Origin of the sequence: Paenibacillus alkalitolerans, assembly GCF_016482785.1 — a bacterium.
Lineage (GTDB): Bacteria > Bacillota > Bacilli > Paenibacillales > YIM-B00363 > Paenibacillus_AE > Paenibacillus_AE alkalitolerans.
In genome coordinates, this window is record NZ_JAEMXM010000015.1 from 12,838 (window position 1) to 34,351 (window position 21,514).

Below are 21,514 nucleotides of genomic sequence, written 5' to 3' on the forward strand. Positions count from 1 at the left end.
ACCCGGCCGACTGTAAGAATTATAGAATATTATTTCTTCAATGCTTCATCTGGCGAGAAAGGGGTAGTGATCTGCTTGATTTTCTCTTCAGTAGGTTGATAGATCTCATCCGCAAGGGTTGACCATGGTGTAGTCCAATATTTAGGCGTCTCGCCTTCTTCATTGAATTTAATGCCTACAAACCAACTTGTAATCAGTTTTGATGGAAGTTCTTGTGGAATGGAATATATAGCTTCCGCCGCTTCTTTGGTTCCGATACCAAACCCCATTAAATCTTGAACTGCCGCTTCTTTCGGATCTTTCGGCCTGTCGGGAGATACATTCAGTTTATCGTCATAAAACTTGGCGGTTATAAAAGCACCTGCGCCCTCTGGATTTTTGGCATTTTTCAAGACCCAATAGTGGTCGGCCAGGGCTGCCTGATACTGTTTATCCGCCTTTGGATACTTGGGATAAGGAACTACTCCCAATCCATCCGTCTTCCACATATCCTTGAAATGTACCCAGCCTTTCCAATCATTCGCATAGGTCATTGCCACTTTGCCGGCAGGGAAAGTTTCTTCATAGTTCTCTGTGCTAATAACGTTGGCGCCCTTCTCGCCAAGGCTGTAAAGGAAGTCCATTGCATCTTTAATCGCAGGACTTTTAAGGTTATTGACAAATTTGCCATTTTCGTAATTGACAAAGTCTTCTCCGGTTGAGATCACCGTTGCGGTTACAAAATCATTGCTTATACCTAATCCATAAACGTCGACTACGCCATCTTTATCATGATCTTGGGTCAATGTGACTGCATACTCCTTTAACGCATCCCAGGTCCATTGTCCCTTGGCCTGCAAGCTCATAGGATCTTCAAGCCCTGCTTCTTCAACCATTCGTTTATTGTAGAACATGACTCCAAGGTTATGAAACTTTGCCGTCAGATTGTAGAGTTGATTATCCCATCTCATAAAATCGTTGCTTGACCTTGAATCGTTCCAAATCGGATTATCGTAAGTTATATACGGATCCCAGGGCTGAACAATATCACGCATGATAAACGACGGGAAAGAAACGCTGTGAGCAAGTATCAAGTCCGGAGCGTCGCCGGAAGCAATTAAAGCAAACAGTCCGTCATAATAGTCGCCTTTAGATTGAACAACTTCCAATTCCCCGCCGTATACTTCTTTGAACCTGTTTTTTACCCATGGGTTTGCGGGATCTTCTTGGGCGCCAAATTTATCTCCCCAGAAATACATCTTTACTTTCTTATTTTTCAACGTAAACTGAGGCATCATTTCCTCGGTAATGACAGCGGCTCCGGCATTATCGGACCCGGAATTACTTTGCTCGGTATTATCTTGCTTTGCGTCGCTATCCTGATTTGTATTATCGACAGTACCTTCAGTGGTATTTTCGCTGCTGCTATTCGTCGGATTTTCGCCTTCAGCATTATTGCCGGAAGAACTGCTGCAAGCTGTAAATACAGTTATCGCCATAACAAGAAGTGCCAGTAACGCGATACTCGATCTTTTCATTGTAACCATCCCTTCATTAATTTCCCTTGATTTTTCTAGCTAAAAACGATGCAATGCAAAGAAATGATGAAGTATTTTCATTTCTCACCTCCCGATGCGATAAAGCATGCTGATCGGCTTATGGCCTATCTTTAAAGGCGCAAGCGCCAATTAGCCAACAATTCCGGACCTCTCAATACTTTCCGTAAAGTATTTTTGCAAAGACACATAAATAATAAGTAAAGGCAGAATGCCTAGAATTACCCCGGATTGCATCAACACGATTCCCTCGTAAGGATTGACCTGTTTCTCGTACTGCAAGATATATCCGATTCTTTGCGTGAGCAAGTGCAACTGATACATCACGGTTTTTGCGTTTGCCAGATACGTAGAGGTGTACACAAAGTCATTCCAATACCAAACGATAGAAAATAAGAAGCTTGTCAAAAATGCAGGACCAGCATTGGGGACCATCACCTTGAAATATGTCTTCAGTTGGCTGCAACCATCAATATAGGCCGCCTCTTCCAGGTCCTTGGGCATTCCTCTGAAAAACTGACGAAAGATAAAGATAAACAATCCCGAACGCAGCCCCATGCCAAACATGGCGGGCAAGTAAAACGACCAGTTGCTGTTGATTAAATTAAAGCTGACATCATGACCGGTAAAGAACCCGACCAGTTTACCGATACCAAATAAATCAAAATACCTGAAATTAATAAAATTAGGGATAATGATAGTTTGTGGAGGTACTATGATCGTGAGTATTACAAGTGAAAATACCAAACCTTTTCCCCTAAAGTTATATCGAGCCAAACCGTAGCCTATCAATGAACATACAATTAATTGAATGATTGTCGTAATCAAATTCAGCTTCACTGAATTCAACAGCGCTTGACCATAATCCAGATATTTCATCGTCTCCATCAAATTATCCAGAGTAAGCGATCTAGGCACATAAATCACCAAGGGGTCATATAGTTCATGTACAGGCCTGAAGGCTACACTGACTGAATACATCAGCGGATAGAGGATGATAACGCTTAATCCGAACAGCAGAAATGTCCTGTACATCTTCCATATGGCTAATACCGTCTTATTTGCAATTTTCCGCTTATTGATCGGGATCTGTTTGCCGTTGTTCAAGCCCCGTTGTAACTTGAAGGAATCCATTTTCAATATACTCTTCAACATGATCCCTCCTAGTTTTCAACGTAAATGATGCGTTTATTTATGAGCATGTATATAACGCCTACAATCACTGAAACGATAAGCAGATAAATCCATGACAGTCCGGCGCCATACTCAATCCTCATCTGGCTTACTTGATCCGCAATCATCTGGATTACCGGATTCGCATTATTTGTAAAATTATCAACAATGGTATAAATGATATTCATCAAAATAATTGGCGATATTAAAGGAAACGTTATCTTCCAGAACCTCTCCCATGCCGTTGCGCCCTCTACAATCGAACATTCATAAAGTGTGGAAGGTATGGTCTGCAGCCCTGCCAGAAACAACAGAATTTGTACTCCCGAGCTCCAGGTAAGATTAAACAAATCATTGATAAAAGGTACGATCAGAATGCTAATATTTACGGGAAGTCCAATGTCTATTAGCAGCCCCACAACATTAAGATTGGAAAACAACCCCTCTGTTCTTTCTCCGCTCATAATCATTTGCGCCAGGTAATCGCCTTTGATAATGTTGATCACAACACCGCTTATAATAATCACGGGCAGAAAAAATATGGCTCTTGCAATCACTCTTCCCCTAAAATTCTGATTGAGAATAATTGCAATAAAGAGACTTAATATGATGATAATCGGAACCTGATAGAGCATTGTCCGAATGGATGCAACGATCGTTCTTATATACTGAGGGTCGCTGAATAAAGCTTCCCTAAAGTTTTTCAAACCGGTATAATACACAACCACTCCATCTTCTTCCAACTTCAAGGTACTAAATGCGTATAAGATAGATTGAACAAGCGGTTTTGCAAAGAAAAGCAGAAAGCCGATTAAGAAGGGTAACACAAAGATAAATCCCGATAGTTCCTTTCTGCGGGTGTATGTCAATTTAAGAATACTGCCCCTCATTTCATTCACTCCCTTCAATAACAAGATAGCTGAGCGGTTTTATGGAAAATCCTTCATACAGGTAAGCCTCGTCCAAGTAATTTACAATTACCGATAACCCATTTTCATATCGTGTCACAAAAACCCCATCGGCGATCTTGCTGTGCGAATAAAGGCGGCTTCCTTTAACCTTCTCATAAACACTCTTCGCTTCCCGATATTGATTGATGATGTCTGTTTTCCAGGCATCAAAGTTCGAGCTATACAAACTGTCGAGCTCAGTATTTTTCAACATCGCCGGATTGCGGTTTATGAGAGAGTACTTTAACAGGCTGCCTGTCTCTATTGCCTTTAGAAACATTTTTGTCGGGCTCGCTTCCTGGTTTATGGCCGGAACCGTGAAGTAGGCAAGTCCGCTTAAAGCAATCTGATAAAACGGCACAGACTCGTCAAAAATAAGAAATTGACTTGATTTCACCGGTGCGTTGTTTATATACCGGGCATACGGGAGGGAATATGCAAACCCCCCATTGATCATGATTGGTTTATTGCCCGAATGAATCTGTTTCAATGCGTCTTCAAATAAATTTCTTGTCTCCTGCCGTCCTACCGGTTTTTTTCGATAGAAATCCGAATACAATTTGGAGCCGACATCTCCGACGCTGATCCCATAGATGTCTTGCTTGTTAAAGGAAGGCAGCAGCTTTGTAATCGTGTTGGCAAGTTTATTCGGCTTCAATAAATAGGATGTGGTTTTGCTTAAGTCTTTCTCATACGTCACCGGATGATAAAAATATTGAGCCGAAAGCTCTTGAGATAAAGATCTGACGGCATCCCTTTTGATGCTATGCCCGTTTCCGTTCTTAGCAAAGCTTATAAGGGACACGCTTCCAAAAAATTCAATATCGTTACTATCAAGATATTTTGTAAGCTTTTTCAATTCGTCCGATCCGCCAAGCTTGGACAGAGGCTCTATCTTGGCAGGAATCTTATTGCTTAACTGATTTTCCTCCCAGTTGATATAGTTAACTACCATATCATGAACTTCGGATTCCTTAAGTTCCTTGACCATCCGGGCACTCTGATTGTAAGTGGTCAGAGGCTCCGTTACATTAAACGGCAACCCTAAAATCGGTTTTGTTTTCAATACCGCACCATAGATGTCTAATATAATGGGACTCTTAGAATCCTCAAGCGGCGTTGCGCCCATTTCTTCAGTCAAACAATCCCTGTATCGCCGCGCCATTCCGCTATAATCGCTTTCATTTCCGGAAAGGGGGTAGAATTGTATCTCAATCCTGTCAACCGCCGGATCGGTTGTCTCGATTACCTTCTGCGAAACGGTGGAAGAAATATACTGTATATCCGTCGACCGTAACGTAAAGCTGCTATAAATATTGTTATAGGATGTTTCATACCCATTCGCCATTGCATTGATGCTGCCGATCGCATCCCCATCCTGAATAACGGCAAGAAAAGAATGATTTCCGTTTTTCAATCCATATACCGGCAAATATATATCGTTTTTATTTATTTTCATTGCATCGAAAACAAAGGCTTTATCGCGTCCGTATATCCTTTCATTGTACGAATACATGTATTTTCCATTATTGAAGTGAATCAAAGCTCCGGAACTATCAGGAACAAATAAATATCCTTCGTCATCAGGGCCGCCGGCCCCGAAATATGGCAATACATATACATCCAGTATTTTTTTACTCCCCTCCTCCCGGATGTCCTTTACGGGAATCGTAACCGACATATGGTCTTCGGCTATCACAATATCGAGAGGTATTGTGATTTTTTCCTCCGGAAAATGGAACACTTCTCTAATGCCATTCGGAATTTTCTGAACCTTAACGCTGCTGTGTTGACCGGTTTTATACGCTTCGTTGCCAAGCTCTTGATCGATGATCTTGATGAATAACAGTGAGTTTAATTTCATTTTTGACAGGCCTTTGGAAATCTTGTCCGCGTCGCGGTCGATGGGATTGCTCCACCATGTATAACCGGCGCCTTTATCCCTAAGCGCAAAATATCCGGTTGATCGATCGACATAAAGTTCAAGAGTATCTGTTTCTTCAACCTTTTGATACGAAGGCGGCATTGCATCCTCGGCCATTGCATGAACCGGGAATACCGCAACTATTATTGTTAAAAGACATACCATCATCAGCAGGTGTAACCTTTTCTTCAAATACATTGTAGGATGCCGACCTCCCCGCTACTGTCTTAAAGTCACTTCATTGAAAATAGTGACAAATATTTCGAATACTTTCTGATAAAGGACGAAGGCCATAAATAACAGGAAGATCATAATCGCAATTCCCGCAATCGTACCGGCTATGCTGCCGATCGTCTCTTTGAAAGAAAAGTCGTGTATGTGCAGCATGGCGCTAACCATAATCAATATGGAATAGGCCAATCCAATATAGCTAATCCAAGTAAGGAATATGCCTTCTTCCGCCACTAACACATTGCTGCCTATAAGGATCACTACCTGGGTAATCAAATAAGGAATCAATGCGTAAGTGCTCGCAACCCAAATAGCTTTATATGTACCTTTACCGTCAACCAGCGTACATACCGACCAGTTCGAAATCGTCCATAGTGCGAAAATTCCGACAGTTCCGGCCAATATAACCAATACATTAAAATCTTCGGTGCTGTTAAAATTGAAGATAAAGCCGGTGTAAAAAAACGACATGCTTTTCACAACGATCCACACAAACAATATGAAAGCAGAGAATCTTACGGAATAAGCCTTGTTTTGAACGATTTCATTCATTGCATCAAATGGATGCAGCAAAACTTGAAAATGATAGTTATAAGGCTTCAGAACTTTTCGCAACCGGAATATATCTTTCTTGACCGTTAAGTAGCAGATGCCGCAGGCGAACGCGATTCCAAGAACAATAAATAAAAAATTGCTCCTGATAACATCCTTTCGATACATTTGAAAAGCCTTGGAGTATTCCGGTCTATCGTTCCCCAGCTTGAAGTATTCCATTGCAGCTTTATACTCTGCTGTTTTAACGGATGCTTTCCCCAAGCCGACGTAAGCAGCTTCGTAAAGACTATTCCTCTTTAACACATCTTTCCAGGGTTGTTCCGCCTCTTTATACTGGCCGTCTTCATAAAGTTTGATGGCCATATGCACGGATCGGCCAAATTCGGTCAACCGGAATACTGTGATATTCCCTCTTTTGGTATCGAGCACCAAAATATCATTGCCATCGCTCTCTATAGCCGCCGGCTCCAGAAATGTACCCAACTGATCGCTGTTGCCACCAACTACAAACAATAGCGTGCCTGATTGATCGTATTGAAATATCCTTCTTTTCGCTGAATCAAGCATATTAATAAACCCGTCATCGTCTACATCGATATCTGTAAACAGAGATTCCTCAACTTTACCGTCAATGACGGCAAATTCCAGATCGCCAAACTTTGGTTTTTTGTCTTTTATTCTTTCCCACAGACCTACACCCGAAGGATTTATTTTGCGGGCTTTTTCAAATATGGATGAAACATCTTTGGAAACGGTATAAACAAAGTCCCTGGAATCAATATCAAAGTTCGAATACGCTACAGGCACTGAACGATCCATTTTTTGTCTTTGCTCCTTGCTGAGCAACCTTTTCCAAAAAGAATCCGCCAATTTTGTTAATGTCATTTCTACTTTGTTGCTTCCGTAAAAACCGGTAAATGTACCGTCATCAACAAAAACCACAGCTCCGTCGTAAAGACCGTCGACCAACACATATACATTTTTTGAACTGTCAACGACTACTTTTATTGGCTTGAACTCCACTTTGTTGTCATACGAAGAGGTCTCAGGCTTCGTATACGTTTTCAAAACAAATCCTTTATGATCTATCTTTAGGACTCTCTGGTTGCCGCTGTCGGCGATATAGATATGCCCGTCCTGCGAAACAAAAATTCCTGTCGGTTCCTTTAGCGCAGTTTCTCCATTTGGTGTTGTAAATGCATCGATGACTGCAAGCAATTTATTATTTTTAGGATCAATAACGACAATTCGATGATTACCGCTATCCAAAACATATAATTTTCCATCCTTATCCAAAAACATATCTTTGGGATTTTTAAAATTACTTACACCAAGCGTTGTTGCATTAATAACACTCAACGGCTCGTACCCTATAGGGGCGGGTTGTCCTTTGTCGTAATAATCGTAAGTGTATCCGTTATAAGGAATATCCTCTGCAAATGCATGAATCGGCATCAAGAAAAGGATAACGATGACCATTACGGGCGCCAATAATTTACACTTCATATTTATTCTCCCTGCCGGACTGATTTGAGAAGCAATTATTCCTTAATACCTGAATGGGCCATCGTTTGAAGAACATTGCTCTGTACCAATAAGAAAGTAATGACCGGCGGGATCAGCATAAATACTGCAGCTGCCGATCCTACATTGGCTCTTGCCATGCCGGCTCCTGCTATTTGACTAAGTACTGTCGGTAAAACCTTTAGCGATTCGCTATAAACGAATTCGGATCCATCGCCCCTCCACAACCCGACGAACGTAAAAATAATGAGTGTAAGCCATGCCGGTCTTACCATTGGCATTACCACCAACCAAAATGTTTTGAACATGTTGGCCCCATCGATTTTTGCCGCCTCAAGGACGGCATTGGGAATCATCTGAACCATAAACTGCCTCATCAAAAACAAACCAATAGGTAAGGAAAGCGCTGGAAGAAGCAATGCCCAATACGTGTTTATGATATTCGTTTTTGCAATAATGACATATTGTGCAACTTTTGTGACAGGACTGCTGAATAACAAAGCCAGAACAACCATTTCGAACATTACCTTGCTTCCCGGAAATTTCACTTTAGCCAGCGGAAACGCTGCCATAGAAGCGATCACGACATACACAACCGTTCCAGTCAAAGTAATAAACAGGCTATTGAAAAGATATCTTTCGAAAGGAATCCATAAATTATTGGTCAGTTGTAACAACAGTCTGAAATTTTCAAATGTTGGATTCTTGACAATTAATGTCGGCGGAAAAACAAATTGCTCCTCCAGCGGTTTTATCGATTGAGAAATGACATAAACAAAAGGAAACGCCATAAAAGCACTTGTAATAAAAAGGATGGCGAATATGAAAAAATTGCCTGATCTTGAGCGGTTAAGCTTTCCCTTGCCGATTTTGAGTTTTAATACTCGCATTAAACGATCTCCCTTACATCCGAATAAATGTATTTAATCAGAAAATTTACTTAATATTTTCCGGATTGCGGTGTTAAACAGGATCATCGTTGCAAATAGTACGACGGCGATAGCGGAAGCGTACCCCATTTCAAATCGAACGGTGCCAACATCCTGCATGTGTGTTGCTACGGTATGCGCTGCATAGTCCGTAGAAGGAAAACCAACCAGCGAGTTTGCGATGCCCCCTATAGCAAATGATGCGCCGATTTGCATAACAGCACCGAACATCAACTGGGGTCCCATGGACGGCAGCGTTACATACCACAATTCTTGCCATCTGTTCCGTACTCCATCAATGGCCGACGCCTCATACAGCTGTCTGTCTATTCCCTGCAACCCTGCAATAAACGAGAGAAATGCAGCGCCCAGGCCAAGCCAAAGTTGTACTACGATAATGACGCCCAGCATATATTTTGTATCCGTTAGCCATTGGATCGGCTCCAGCAATAATTCATTTTTAAGTAACCAACCATTGATTAACCCATACTGGTCCCCGCTAAAGATATAAGTCCATACGACAAATACATTGCCTGAAATGGAGGGGATATACAGCAAAAACGTAATTACCGCTCTGATTTTCGGTGACAATTCATTAACGAACCACGCGAAAAACAAACACGCAATGTAACTTGTCGGACCGGTAATAAACGCGAAAGTAAGCGTATTTTTTGCTGCTATCAAAAATACTTCGTCATCTAAAAACAAGCGCATGTAATTTTCCAACCCTACCCATTTCGGGGGCTGAAGCATGTTAAAGTAGGTAAAGCTCAATACCATAGAGGAAGCTACAGGAATGATCATAAAAAATGTGAATATCAATCCGAAAGGTGCGATCATCAAATAACTATCCGTGTTTTTCTTAATCTCTTGCCATACAAAGGATTTCGTTTTACGCTTCTGTAATGAAGGCGTTTTCTTATCAATAGCAAGCACGGTCTTGTCCACTCTGCCACTCCCCCTTACAGCATGATGTTGACTGCTAGTGATTTCTATTCAAGTCCAAACTCTTTCCTTTTCCTGTCGATCTCCAAATTCATTTCTAAATTGTAGTTATAAAGCGAATCTCTTGTATTCTCGCCTTTAATAACGACCCTACGAAAAACATGGTCAAGATTCCTTTCGACATAATAGTCTCCGGGGACCCGCGGTATTTCCTTCACATTTTCCCACTGATCTAGGAGCAGTTGTCTCTCTTTCTTCAGCCAAGGAAGTTTCTCGAACGCTTTCAAATTGGCGGTTGGATATCTTCCCGCCGGTCCAAGGAAAGCTTCTGTCTGTCTGCCAAAGCTTGCCTGGATATCTTCTGACGAAAACCATTCAACAAATTGCCATGCCGCCTCACGATCCGTAGCATCTCTTAGAATAATACTCCCCTGGCCTCCTGCAAGAACGGTATGGTCGATCGTGCCGTCTTCACGTTTGGTTCCAGGGACGGGAACCATTTCCCACAGATTTCTGATTTCAGGAGCCGCAGCCTGTAGTCTGTTGTATTCGGTAAATTCCGCTATACCCAAAGGCATTTCTCCACTTCTAAACCTGTTGTAGAAATCAAACATAAGCGGTAGTGAGTAATCGCTGAATAAACTCGTATATTGCCTGAATGCTTCCAATGCAACTTTCTTATCGAATTCGGTGCTTGACTTGTCGTCGTTATAGTATCTTCCTCCCCGTTGATAGAGTATCGTTCCAAAGATGTTGGTTTGAACAGGCGATTGCGAGAGTTGCTCTCCAGATAACGTGGAGTTCGAAATAGATGATCCGACATTCACATTGCTTGAAGGAGGTATTCCGACACTCATATTCTTCCTCTGTATAACCGGTATCACCCTAAACATTTCATCCCACGTTTGTGGAACCGAAAGATTTAACTCCTTAAAAATATCCTTTCTATAGAACATCATTGGAAATGTTTGCGTAAGCGGAATCCCATAATAATGCCCGTTAAACTCGTATGGCACCATCGCCTGTTGAATAAATCTCCCTGTCACTTCATTAAAACCGTCAAACTGATCTACATTCGCAATCGCGCCTCGCATGGCCAGATTCACCGCATCCCCGCTATTAACAAACAAAACCACATCCGGACCGCTTCCGGCAAGAACCGCTTCCATGATTCCTTGCTGGACCAGATTTACATTCACTTGAATACCAGTAGATGGCGTGAAATAATCGTCCACCAGTTGTTTCACGATCTGTACCTGATCGCGCCCCATCCCGACCCACACGGTTAACGCTTGATCAGTTTTCAAATCTCCGATAATGCCGTAATCTTCAGAAAACGATCCAATAAGAGCTTGAATCCGAAATACCATGTTCTCAAAAAATCCAGCATTAGCCTTGGGCGGCATTGTCCCTTCCGGAATAAACACGATATAATCAAGATCAAGAGGTTGTTGCTTAAGACTCAAAAGCCATGCCGCAAGTGCATCAACATTTCCTTTGTACTTGTCTAATCTTGCAGGTATTGTTTCAGGCTTATCGATAAATGTCGCCATCTGAAGACTCAATCTGTCAAGAATTGCCGTTTCATTTCCCGATGAGCCCGAGATATTCACAAGTCTTTCTTTTTCGCGCTTTATCAAGTCATTCACTCGGATTATTTCATCCATCAAGCCCGGAATTTCCGAATCGAGATTGTAATCCCGGTTAACGTCTATGGAAGTGCCTGTAATCGTAATAATTTCTCTATATATTTTGTTTAAATAATATAAAGCGTTTTCCAAAACGGTTATTGTTTCGCTGAACTCGCCCGGCACAACTTCCAACGTTATTTCATGCGCGCCTTCTTCAAGATAAAATTGATATGGGTTCTCGTCTCCAACAACTTTCATATACCAATTGGATTGGTACGGAAATTTAATAGCTGCCGCTTCTTGAAAAGGCATTTTTCCATCGATGTACAATCTTCGATTCGAAAAAAGACCGCTCTTATAATTCTGCCTCGCTTTAAATGCAATGCTGTACAAACCGCTTTCCTTGACATCGACTTTCCATTTTAACCACTGCCCCTGATACTGCCAGTTCTGTCCGCCCGCAATATTTATTAGCATTTTTGTCGGATGGGAAGGTTCAACCGCTTTGCCGCTTCGATCATATTGCGCTGTTAGTATGGAATCGGAGCGTCTGTATATATTCTCCGCTTGCACTTTAATCATGCCGCCGCCGGCAGCCTTATATCCCTTATTTTTGTATCCGCTTACAACCGATTGATACATTTCAATTTCCGGGTGATTATATATCTTTATATAATCTAAGATAAAATCCGATCGGTTTGCCGTTAGCTCGAGCGTATGTTTTCCTTTCTCGAAGTAAATTCTGAAAGGTTCATTATATAAACCCTCTCTATCTTTGAAATCGGCTTCAATCCATTCTTCGCTCATTTCTTGTCTCGGCCGGATACTATTTCCCCTCTGATCATACATCATATCAGAGGATGTATCTTTCCATGGTTTCTCAAGCGACAATCTCCCTGCTTCGTCGAATGGCAGACTGGAATCAACCTTCATCTGCAGTTCAATTTTTTCATTTCCCGAAGACAGCGGAAGATAACGGATCCCAATGTTATAAAACCCGGTTTCCTTGATATCAAGGCTCCACGTAAGCGTTCCCTCTTCACCTTTCCACGCCAATACATCATTCGTATCTTGAAATGAGCTTAATTTTTCAGTAGTTGCGCCTTCATTGTTTATATATGAAGTGCCCTTTATCACAATCTGATCTTGAGGCAATGGAGCATCCTTATACTTCGACAGATAGTTAAAATAACTATTCCGGTTGAAACTATTCAGTGTAATGTTATCTTTACTTGCGCCATCTGAGGTTGAATCACCTAAGGCCAGCGCTAAGTTAGTAACAGGAATACTATCGGCACCTAACAATAGAATGGCTGCTAACCATAACAGTTTTTTTAGTTTTACGTTTTTCATATCGTATCCCCCGTGTCGCTATGCCATAGTTCGAAAAAAACAGAAAAAATCACTATTAGAGATAGGATGAATTTATACTACTGTCTTAAATCAATATTAGCTATATTAAACTCAAGCATCAATAATAAAATACTACCGATCATGAAACTAAACTACGATTTAGGTCGCGGTATAGCGACTCCGCCATACCAGAGAATGCGAGTTTCAAAACAGTCATTCGTATGGAAAATTATGGGTTTTCGTCGAGTTCCAATGGTGGTATCACCTTTGCTGACGAGAGTAAGAAACCCAACCAATGTTTGACGTTGGTTGGGTTTCTTACTTTGCATAAATACGCATTTGGTTGTATATCGCAAATTATGAAACAAAATTTACAGCTTTATTATGAACCATTTACAGCTTTTGATGAAAATATATTAACGGATTCAACGCACTATATTTTCCGAACCCAGATACTTTTCCGCGTAACGCAAAAAAATCTCGGCAGCCGGCGAGAGATAACGTCCCTCGAAGAAAAAGACGGCAACCGAACGCGAAAGAGGAGGATCCAGGGGGATAATCGAAATTGACGGCCCTGGCGTCTCCGCCATCAGACGCGGAAGTATCGAAAACCCGAGTCCCTCTGCCACCAGTATCCGCGGAGAAGCGCACTCGTAGGTGATGATCGGCTCGAAACCCTCTTTGATGCACGCCGCAAATACAAGCGAACGGATACCCGATCCCTCTTTAAAGGATACGAACGATTCGTCCCTTATTTCCCGGATCGAAACCGCTATTCGTTTCTCCAGCGGATGTCCCTTGGCAACGGCAAGAACTAGCTCGTCATCATACAGCGATTTCGAACAAACCCCAGGCGGCGGAATTAAATGTTCCAAGTGCGGCAAATATTGATCGTCCCATTCGTGAGCAAGCGCAATATCCAATTCGCCCTTCTTAAGTGCCTCAAGAAGCGGGCCGGTCGTATTCTCCCTTATAAACACGTTAATCCCCGGATTCTCTTGCCCGAAGGTTGCCAGCATTCGCGGCAGTCTGGTTTGCACCAAGGATTCTAATGCCCCTACGGTTACCTTCCCTCTCGGCTGATTGTTGAATCCTTTGGCGGAATCTTTGGCCCTCTCCGCCTCTGCCAAAGTTTTTTCCGCACCGATAAAAAATATCTTTCCTGCCTCAGTAAGCGTTACACCGCGGCCAGAGCGGTTAAAAAGCCTGACGCCGAGTTCCCGTTCCAGGTTCCCGATCTGCTGCGAGAGCGCCGGTTGGGCGACATTCAGCCGTTCGGCCGCTCGCGTTAAATTGTTTAGTCTCGCGACCTCGACGAAGTAAGCTAATTGTCTAAGCTCCATATATTCCGAGACCACCTGATCTTCAAGGTATAAGTAAATCTTATTCCTACAATAACATAAATGTCTTTTTCTTATCAATTGAACTGTAGTAGTTTAATCATCAACGACACAGAGTTTGGTTTGTTAGCAAGGGAGGTTAAAAGGTGAAACCGGCAAATACGGGAAAGTGGTATTTTGGATGGAATATTGTCATTGTCACGTCAATGATTACGATGCTAACAGTAGGCACACGTCTTGAGCAGGACCCTTTTTCAATCCGATGTTGGACAGTCTGGGGATAAGTCGCACGCTTCTGTCTTCCATTTTTGCCATTAGTATGATCGTGTACGGGATTGGTATGCCTATAGCCGGTTATCTCGTCGGCCAACTCGGTACACGTTTTGTTTTGTTGGCAGGAGCAGCCATCATAGCCGTTTCCATGGTTTGGACGGTCTGTACGAATGAACCGGTCAGCTTTACGCTCGCTTATGGCATTTTACTGTCCTTCGGCCTTTCTTTCACAAGTCCGATCGCAGTAACTCCTATCGTAAGCAAGTGGTTTACAAGGCAGAGAGGAAAGGCGCTCTTTTATTTGTCTACCGGGTCGATGGGAGGGATCGCGACAATGACGCCTGCTTTTACATCCATGATTGAGTGGGTCGGATGGCGGGCAACGCTGCTACTGCTTGCAGTTTTATTTCTCGTATTGATTTTGCCCTCTGGATTGATTCTTAGTGATGATGCTCCCGTTAACACGGACCTGCTTCCCGGACAAATCATGACAAATCGGATCGATGTATCGGAGCCGATGATTTCGCTGGATAGATGGACGGATGCCCTCGTGACACGGCCTTTTTGGCAGATTACCTTCGGTCTTTTCGTGTGCGGTTTCAGTATGAATCTACTAGGTTCTCATGGCGTTCCGATGTTGACGGATCATGGCTTTCATGAGCAAACGGCTTCCTTCAGCGTCGGATTAATCGGGCTGGTTGCGATGATCAGCAGTGTTTTCTTAGGCGAGCTATCCGACCGTATTTCGAAAAGGTCGCTGCTTTCCGTCATTTACATCTTTCGCGGCGCCGAATTTCTTCTGATCGTGCTGACCATGTCAGCATGGCAATTGTACGCAGTGTCGGCCTTCGGGGGGCTTGTATGGGCAGGGAGCACGGCGCTTTCTTCCGCCATTCTCGGAACCTTATATGGTCTCCGATGGTTGGGTGTTTTATACGGTTGGAGCTATTTCATTCATCAGATCGGAGGGGCGGTTGGTGTCTTTGCTGCAGGATGGGGATATGAGGTATTTGGGACGCATTTCTTTTCCTTTGGGATCGCGTCCGGTTTATTGGCGCTTGCCAGTTTCGTATGTCTGCGGCTGCCTGATTGCGCAACCGGCAAAATTATAGAAAGAAGGGGAGCAATAAAATGGAATTGATCGTTCGGAAAGCAGTAGAAGCAGACGTGCCGTTCATGTTAACAATCTACAACGAGGTTGTCCGTAATTCGGCGGCGACTTTTGATTTAGAAGAGCAATCGCTTGAACAGAGACTGGGCTGGTTTTCCAAATTCGATGACCGTCACCCATTACTCGTCGCAGAGGTCGAAGGGAAAGTGGTTGGATATTGCGGAATCCTGCCATTTCGATCAAAACCCGCTTATTCACATACGGTAGAAGTATCCATTTATATCGATGAGCTCATGCAGGGGAAAGGAATTGGTCGGATCCTTCTCCATGAGATACTGGAACTGGCTAAATCTATAGGCCATCATGTCATCATTGCAGGAATTGTCGGCGAGAATAAGGGCAGCATTCGCTTGCATGAAAATCTGGGTTTTACCTTTGTCGGAACTTTTCGCGAAGTCGGATACAAATATGAACAGTGGCATGACATTTCATTTTTTCAGCGTATTTTATGACTTTGGAAGGGTCATCTTTTAGGGAGGACGCGGTTCATCCATGGCCCCACTACCGCGTTTAGGATGGATACGAGGACACCATTGTTAATTCAGTGCAAAACCCTATATTGTATATAATGAATAATTATTCATTATATTTTCTCATTAATTATGAAAACCCATTCTCACCAATTTTGAAAATATTCTCAATAATTCTGACATCACACAGATGAAGCCAGGGATCGCCCCTGGCTTCATTGTTAACTACACTTGCTATAGCCGCAGTTGGTGCATGTTTTGCAGCCTTCGGAGTTGACGAGCGAAGCGGTGCCGCAACCCGGGCACAAATCGGTTGAGATTGCCGTATCTTTGCTTCCTAAGGGTGCAGAGGATACGTCAGCATGCAACTCTTCGGTAGCGGTGACGAGGTGCTCCGCGCTTTCATAGGCATTGCGCTCTTGCGCGCCTTGAACGTGAATCTCTAGTGCTTTCGCGACGGCGTCGGCGATCGATTCGACGCGGTTCGGACCGAATCCGACTGCGCCGGAGCCGCCGATTCCCTTCAGGTGTTTAATGAGCAGCGCCGTCTTGCTTCCGTGATCGCCGTAGCGAAGGAACAAGGATATTACGCGGCCGAGCGCCTCGGACATCGCGAATACGTCGGAACCGGCTTTGCCCACGTTCAAGAAAATTTCGCTCGGCGCGCCGTTCGAGTCGTTAATTGTAATGTACGCGATACCGAACGGCGTGTTGAATTTATACGTAGCGCCTCGCAGCACTTGCGGACGGCTGCGGTATTGCTTGTCGAACACTTCCTTTTGCTGCGGAGTAGCGTTAACCGCAATCGCGGAGGAGATCGTCTCGAGCGCCTTCTCATCGGCGGACGCTTCCGGTTCTGCAGCCACCGGTGCCGCTGCCGGCTCTTCTTTCTTCTCATCGTCCTTCTTCGTACTCAACACCTGCACGTCGCGGCTTCCGTCTCGGTAGATCGTTACGCCTTTGCAGCCGAGCTCGAATGCAAGCTCGTACAGCCGCTTCGTCTCTTCCACCGTAAAGTCGGACGGGCAGTTCGCCGTCTTGGAGATGGAGCTGTCCACCCAACGTTGGATCGCCGCTTGCGCGCGGATATGGTCTTCCGCCGACAAATCCATGGCGGTGATGAACCAGTCCGGCAGCTCTTTGCCAGGGTTGTTGTCTTTCCATTCCTGTGCGATCGGCACCAGCTGCTTGTCGAAACCGAGACGGCTTTGGCGGTAATATTCGAAGGCGAAATACGGCTCGATGCCCGTGGAAGTGCCGACCATCGTACCGGTGCTGCCTGTCGGAGCCTGGGTTATGACGGTAACGTTGCGCATGCCGTTCTTCTTGATCGCCGCGCCAACTTCCGGATATTCGGACACTATGTTCTTCATGAAGCCGCTTTGCATGAATTTGTCATAGATGAAATGCTTGAACGAGCCTTTCTCGCCTGCGATTTCAGCGGACGAAATGTAAGCTTCTTTCGCCATAAATCCGTACAGTTTATCGAGAAATTCAAGCGATTCCGGGCTGCCGTAACGGATTTCCAGCTTGATCATCAGTTCGGCAAGTCCCATGGAGCCGAGGCCTACGCGGCGCTCGCCTTGTTGGTTCTCTTTGTTTTCCTCGAAATGATACGGCGTCTTATCGATAACGTTATCCAGAAAACGCACGGAATAACGAACCGTCTTGCCAAGTTCTTCCCAAGCCACGTCATGCTTCTCGGCGTCGTAGAACTTCGAAAGATTAACGGCGGACAAATTGCATACGCCCCATGCAGGCAAACCTTGTTCCAGTTATGTTATCCTACCGGCTTTTTATCCGGCAGTTCTAACGGTTCGTTGTTCCCGTTAGGTCGGCATATATTTTCATTGGGAAATCCAATGTCGCGGCCTCGTGGACGGATTATATTCTGCCTTCCGGCAGGTTCACCGTCTATGCTCTGCCCCTGACCGACGTTTTACCGTCAGCCTTCGGTTCGGATTAGCTTCTCAGCCTTCCCGCTTCATTCCGCGATGTTTAACGTGAGGCAAACTCAGGCTACCTTACCACACGGATTCGTACAAATAATCGGGTTGAAATACCACGAGTTGGACATTTCGTTGTAGTATTCCATGAACACGACGCCCGGTTCGGCCGATTTCCACGCCGACTCGATAATCGTATGCCATACGTCGCGGGCGCGAACGGTGCGATAGTGCTTCACAGGCTTGCCGGCCGCTTTCCACTTCGCCAGATCGCCATCCCACGTGGTGTCATAATCCGCATGCTTGGTGTCCGGGAACTCGAGTTCCCAGTCCAAATCTTCCTTCACGGCTTTCATGAACCCGTTGCTCACGCAAACCGACAAGTTCGCGTTCGTCACTTGGCCCATCGTCTGCTTTACAGTGATGAAATCCAGCACGTCGGGATGCCAGTCGTTAATCATCAGCATCAACGCGCCTCGTCGACTTCCACCCTGCTCAATCAATCCCGTCGTGTAGCTGAACAAGCCGCCCCACGATACCGCTCCGCTGGAGGAGCCGTTCACGCCTGCAACGATCGAACGGCGCGGACGGAGGGAAGACAAGTTGATGCCGACGCCGCCCCCGCGGGACATAATTTCGGTCATCTCGGACAACGTCTTCATGATGCCGCCGCGGCTGTCGTGCGGAGACGGAATGACGTAGCAGTTAAACAGCGTCAGCTCGTCGCTCGCTCCCGCTCCGGCGGCGATCCGCCCGCCGGGCACAAGCTTCCAGTCGTCAAGTATATATCTGAATTTTTCCGTCCATTCTTTGCGCTTCTCCGGTGCTTCTACGGAAGCCATCGCGGCCGCGAGGCGGTCCCACATCTCTTCCGGAGTTTTCTCGCGCGTAAGCGTGATCTTGTCGACGGTCGTCTCGACCGTAACGCCGGAACGAGTCAGCACAGTGACGTTCTTGCCGTCGCGGGCGATCACTTCGCCTACTTCTTTAGCCGGAAACTTCGGGTCGTCCTTCGTTAATGCGAGAACCACGTCGCCGACTTTGGTGTTGTTGTAATCGGCGTCTTTGCGGGCGTAGCGATCAAGAAAAATTTTCTCGCTTAAGCCTTCCAGTTTTGTTTTTTGCTTCGTTTTCAAGGAACACCCTCCTACGACAAAAATAAAATACACAATATATTGCGCATGCGGCGCATCGCCAACCTTCGACAAAGTCGGGTACGGCTGCATAACGGGTGCCAAAAACTGTTATGTATATACATTACTATATATTGTGTTAGGAGTCCATTATACAGCACAAGATGTTGTACTACTAGAGATAAATGTTGAGAAAAAGTAAAGACTTCCACCGTCAATCTCTTTTTTTCTCACAGTACCTCACTTTTTCGCCATGGCGTCCAAACTATTTTTCGACACATCTCGACACAACCAACCCGATCCAGCCGAGTGTGCGGCCTTCAGTATCAACTCTTTACTAGGCTACACTCCTTTGCTACGTTATATAGAAGTATTGTAACACAAAGCAAGTAATTTGGGAACATGTGTTCTTATTAAAAAATGACGCAAAAGGAGCGGCTGCATTATGGGAACGTACGTCTGGACCGGGGATGAACTGAAGCAGCGGGACGGCGCGGCGGTTGATGTGGAGGACCGCGGATATAACTTCGGAGACGGGATATATGAAGTGTTTCGCGTTTACGGCGGCCGGCTTTTTGAAGAAGAAGCGCACTGGGACCGCTTAATTAGAAGCGCTGCGGAAATCCGGATCGACCTGCCGTATACGGTTGAGGAGCTTTCATTCGGCATATCAAGTTTAATGAAGGCCGACCGGCTGACGGACGGCATCGTTTATTTACAAGTGTCCCGCGGCGCGGCGCCTCGGGGACACGCGTTTCCGCCGAGCGGCGTGCGCCCGACGGTTACCGCGTTTACAAAGGATATGGCGCGTCCCGAAGCCGCGCTACGCGACGGCGTCTCTGTCGTTACGCAACCGGATATACGCTGGCTGCGCTGCGATATCAAGAGCTTGAATCTGCTTCCGAACGTGCTGGCCAAGCAAGCCGCCTCCGAAGCAGGGGCATGGGAAGCGGTATTCCATCGCGGCGATACCGTTACGGAAGGAAGCTCATCCAACGTCGCCATCGTGCAGGACGGGACGCTTCGGACGCATCCGGCGAACAATCTTATTTTACACGGGATCACTCGAGCGGCGGCGCTTCGTATTGCCGGCAGCGTTGGTATCGCGGTGCGCGAAGAAGCGTTCACACTAGACGAGTTGTATGCGGCGGATGAAGCGATGCTGTTGGGCACGACGGTGGAAATTATGCCGATCGTACGCGTCGACGACCGGGCTGTCGGTCAAGGAACACCGGGACCGGTCACTCGGCAGCTGCACGCGGAATTCGTGAAGCTGATCAATCATTAGTTAATCAGGACAGTAAAAATAACGGTCCGGACTACCTTTAGTAAACGGCTGACGCATAAATCCAGCGTATGATGCCGTTATTAAAGAAAGATCGGACCGTTATTTTCATTAACTCGCAAGTGCTGTAACCGAATTTTTTTCGATTGCAGTGCCTATTACCGGTCAGACTCTGGTCAGCCTCAATTCGGACGTTAACTGCCCCCGCAGCCGCCTCCGCCGCAAGAAGCTCCTCCACAGGAGGAATCCCCGCCGCCGGAACCGGAATCGGCCGCCCCAATCATGCTGATATCGCCGCCGTCGCTCTTTTCTTCTGCAAAGTCATGCTCTATCATGCTGAAGATAAGCAGACTCGCGACGTAATGGCCGACAAAGCTCTGATCGCGAGCGCCGGCGCCCCGGTCCCTCTCCAAATGCTCGCGCGCCTCCGCGATTTGCGAATGCAGCTCCTCGGCCACATCCCGTGCGGCGCGGTTGACGGTTTCGTCCGCCGAGTCCGTCACGAAGAGCCGCGAACGGATCTCCTCCGCCGCACTGTCCTGCAGCCATCTCAACTCAGCAGCCGGAAGTATCTTTCTGCCGAATCCGCCCAACAGCCGCTCATTGACGTCCTGCACCGTAAACATCGTGAAATAAACGAGCTCAAACCACGCTCTCGCCGACGACGATTCCTGTTTGGACAGCTTCGCCGTGTGTGGCTCGTGATGAATCGTCCGTCCGGCGAACTCCCGGCAGAACGATTCGTACTCCCTCGTGAACAGGAGCATCTCATGCCATATGTCGTCCGCCTTCGAATTGTACATCGGCACGCTGCGCGCAATCGCCGTCATCAAGAAAAACCGCCGCAGCTCCAACCACAGCCAATCGTACTCTCTATCCGTCATCCCGGGGTGTTTCGCGAGCACGCGCATCTTGACATGCTCGAGACAACCGCCGCGGCACGCGCCGTTCAAACGAGCGTCCAACTCGCGAATCGCCTCGGACACAATGGACAGTCCGGACGTTTCGCGCAGCGGCGCGGGAAACTCGGGCAATTCCCGCCGACTTGCCAAACCAAACGCACCCGCCAACCTGCTGAGCCAACCGCTCATAAACGCCCGCCTCCTCTTCTTTTCGCATTCACATACTTCCATTGTATCTTATGCG

Annotated in this window: 13 protein-coding genes and 2 pseudogenes; 3 read left to right on the forward strand and 12 right to left on the reverse strand. The window is 45.7% G+C overall.

Annotation, left to right across the window (positions count from 1 at the left end):
* Positions 1 to 29: 29 nt before the first annotated feature.
* The 9 genes from JET16_RS20200 to JET16_RS20240 all read right to left on the reverse strand — a co-directional run bounded on the left by JET16_RS20200 (position 30) and on the right by JET16_RS20240 (position 14,093).
* Positions 30 to 1,517 carry an ABC transporter substrate-binding protein gene (locus JET16_RS20200; RefSeq protein WP_199619622.1) on the reverse strand — a complete coding sequence of 496 codons (1,488 nt, stop codon included), beginning with the start codon at positions 1,515 to 1,517 and terminating at the stop codon, positions 30 to 32.
* A gap of 150 nt (positions 1,518 to 1,667) precedes the next feature.
* Positions 1,668 to 2,690 (reverse strand): carbohydrate ABC transporter permease, encoded by a 1,023-nt coding sequence (locus tag JET16_RS20205; protein WP_199619624.1) that lies wholly within the window; start codon positions 2,688 to 2,690, stop codon positions 1,668 to 1,670.
* An 8-nt stretch (positions 2,691 to 2,698) separates the two neighbouring features.
* Entirely contained in the window at positions 2,699 to 3,598 is a 900-nt protein-coding gene (locus JET16_RS20210; RefSeq protein ID WP_199619626.1) for a carbohydrate ABC transporter permease, read from the reverse strand.
* A 1-nt stretch (position 3,599) separates the two neighbouring features.
* Positions 3,600 to 5,780 carry a DUF5696 domain-containing protein gene (locus tag JET16_RS20215; RefSeq protein WP_325176738.1) on the reverse strand — a complete coding sequence of 727 codons (2,181 nt, stop codon included), beginning with the start codon at positions 5,778 to 5,780 and terminating at the stop codon, positions 3,600 to 3,602.
* Between the two features lie 21 nt (positions 5,781 to 5,801).
* On the reverse strand, positions 5,802 to 7,874 hold the full coding sequence (locus JET16_RS20220; protein WP_199619630.1) for a YIP1 family protein: 2,073 nt from the start codon (positions 7,872 to 7,874) through the stop codon (positions 5,802 to 5,804).
* Positions 7,875 to 7,909: 35 nt separating this feature from the next.
* The gene (locus tag JET16_RS20225; RefSeq protein WP_199619632.1) at positions 7,910 to 8,782 is read right to left on the reverse strand and encodes a carbohydrate ABC transporter permease; all 873 of its coding nucleotides are present in this window, start codon (positions 8,780 to 8,782) and stop codon (positions 7,910 to 7,912) included.
* Between the two features lie 33 nt (positions 8,783 to 8,815).
* Positions 8,816 to 9,769 (reverse strand): carbohydrate ABC transporter permease, encoded by a 954-nt coding sequence (locus tag JET16_RS20230; RefSeq protein ID WP_325176739.1) that lies wholly within the window; start codon positions 9,767 to 9,769, stop codon positions 8,816 to 8,818.
* A gap of 44 nt (positions 9,770 to 9,813) precedes the next feature.
* Positions 9,814 to 12,750 (reverse strand): extracellular solute-binding protein, encoded by a 2,937-nt coding sequence (locus JET16_RS20235; RefSeq protein ID WP_199619634.1) that lies wholly within the window; start codon positions 12,748 to 12,750, stop codon positions 9,814 to 9,816.
* A 425-nt stretch (positions 12,751 to 13,175) separates the two neighbouring features.
* Positions 13,176 to 14,093: a LysR family transcriptional regulator gene (locus JET16_RS20240; protein WP_199619636.1), complete on the reverse strand. Its 918-nt coding sequence runs from the start codon at positions 14,091 to 14,093 to the stop codon at positions 13,176 to 13,178.
* Between the two features lie 259 nt (positions 14,094 to 14,352).
* Between JET16_RS20240 and JET16_RS20245 the strand changes: the two genes are divergently transcribed.
* Together JET16_RS20245 and JET16_RS20250 are read left to right on the forward strand one after the other, a co-directional pair.
* Positions 14,353 to 15,504: an MFS transporter gene (locus JET16_RS20245; protein ID WP_199619638.1), complete on the forward strand. Its 1,152-nt coding sequence runs from the start codon at positions 14,353 to 14,355 to the stop codon at positions 15,502 to 15,504.
* Entirely contained in the window at positions 15,495 to 15,986 is a 492-nt protein-coding gene (locus JET16_RS20250) for a GNAT family N-acetyltransferase (RefSeq protein ID WP_199619640.1), read from the forward strand. Before JET16_RS20245 ends, JET16_RS20250 begins: the two co-directional genes overlap by 10 nt.
* A 239-nt stretch (positions 15,987 to 16,225) precedes the next feature.
* On the opposite strand, the pseudogene JET16_RS20255 reads toward JET16_RS20250, so the two are convergent.
* Positions 16,226 to 17,776, reverse strand: a pseudogene (locus JET16_RS20255) (TSCPD domain-containing protein); the annotation flags it as partial.
* A gap of 254 nt (positions 17,777 to 18,030) precedes the next feature.
* Positions 18,031 to 19,086 (reverse strand): annotated as a pseudogene (locus JET16_RS20260) (ribonucleotide reductase N-terminal alpha domain-containing protein); the annotation flags it as partial.
* Positions 19,087 to 19,528: 442 nt separating this feature from the next.
* Between JET16_RS20260 and dat the strand changes: the two are divergent.
* The gene (dat, locus tag JET16_RS20265) at positions 19,529 to 20,371 is read left to right on the forward strand and encodes a D-amino-acid transaminase (protein ID WP_199619642.1); all 843 of its coding nucleotides are present in this window, start codon (positions 19,529 to 19,531) and stop codon (positions 20,369 to 20,371) included.
* Positions 20,372 to 20,562: 191 nt separating this feature from the next.
* On the opposite strand, the gene JET16_RS20270 is transcribed toward dat, so the two are convergent.
* A complete protein-coding gene (locus JET16_RS20270) occupies positions 20,563 to 21,459 on the reverse strand; it encodes a glycine-rich domain-containing protein (protein WP_199619644.1) in 897 nt (298 codons plus the stop codon).
* Positions 21,460 to 21,514 lie beyond the last annotated feature (55 nt).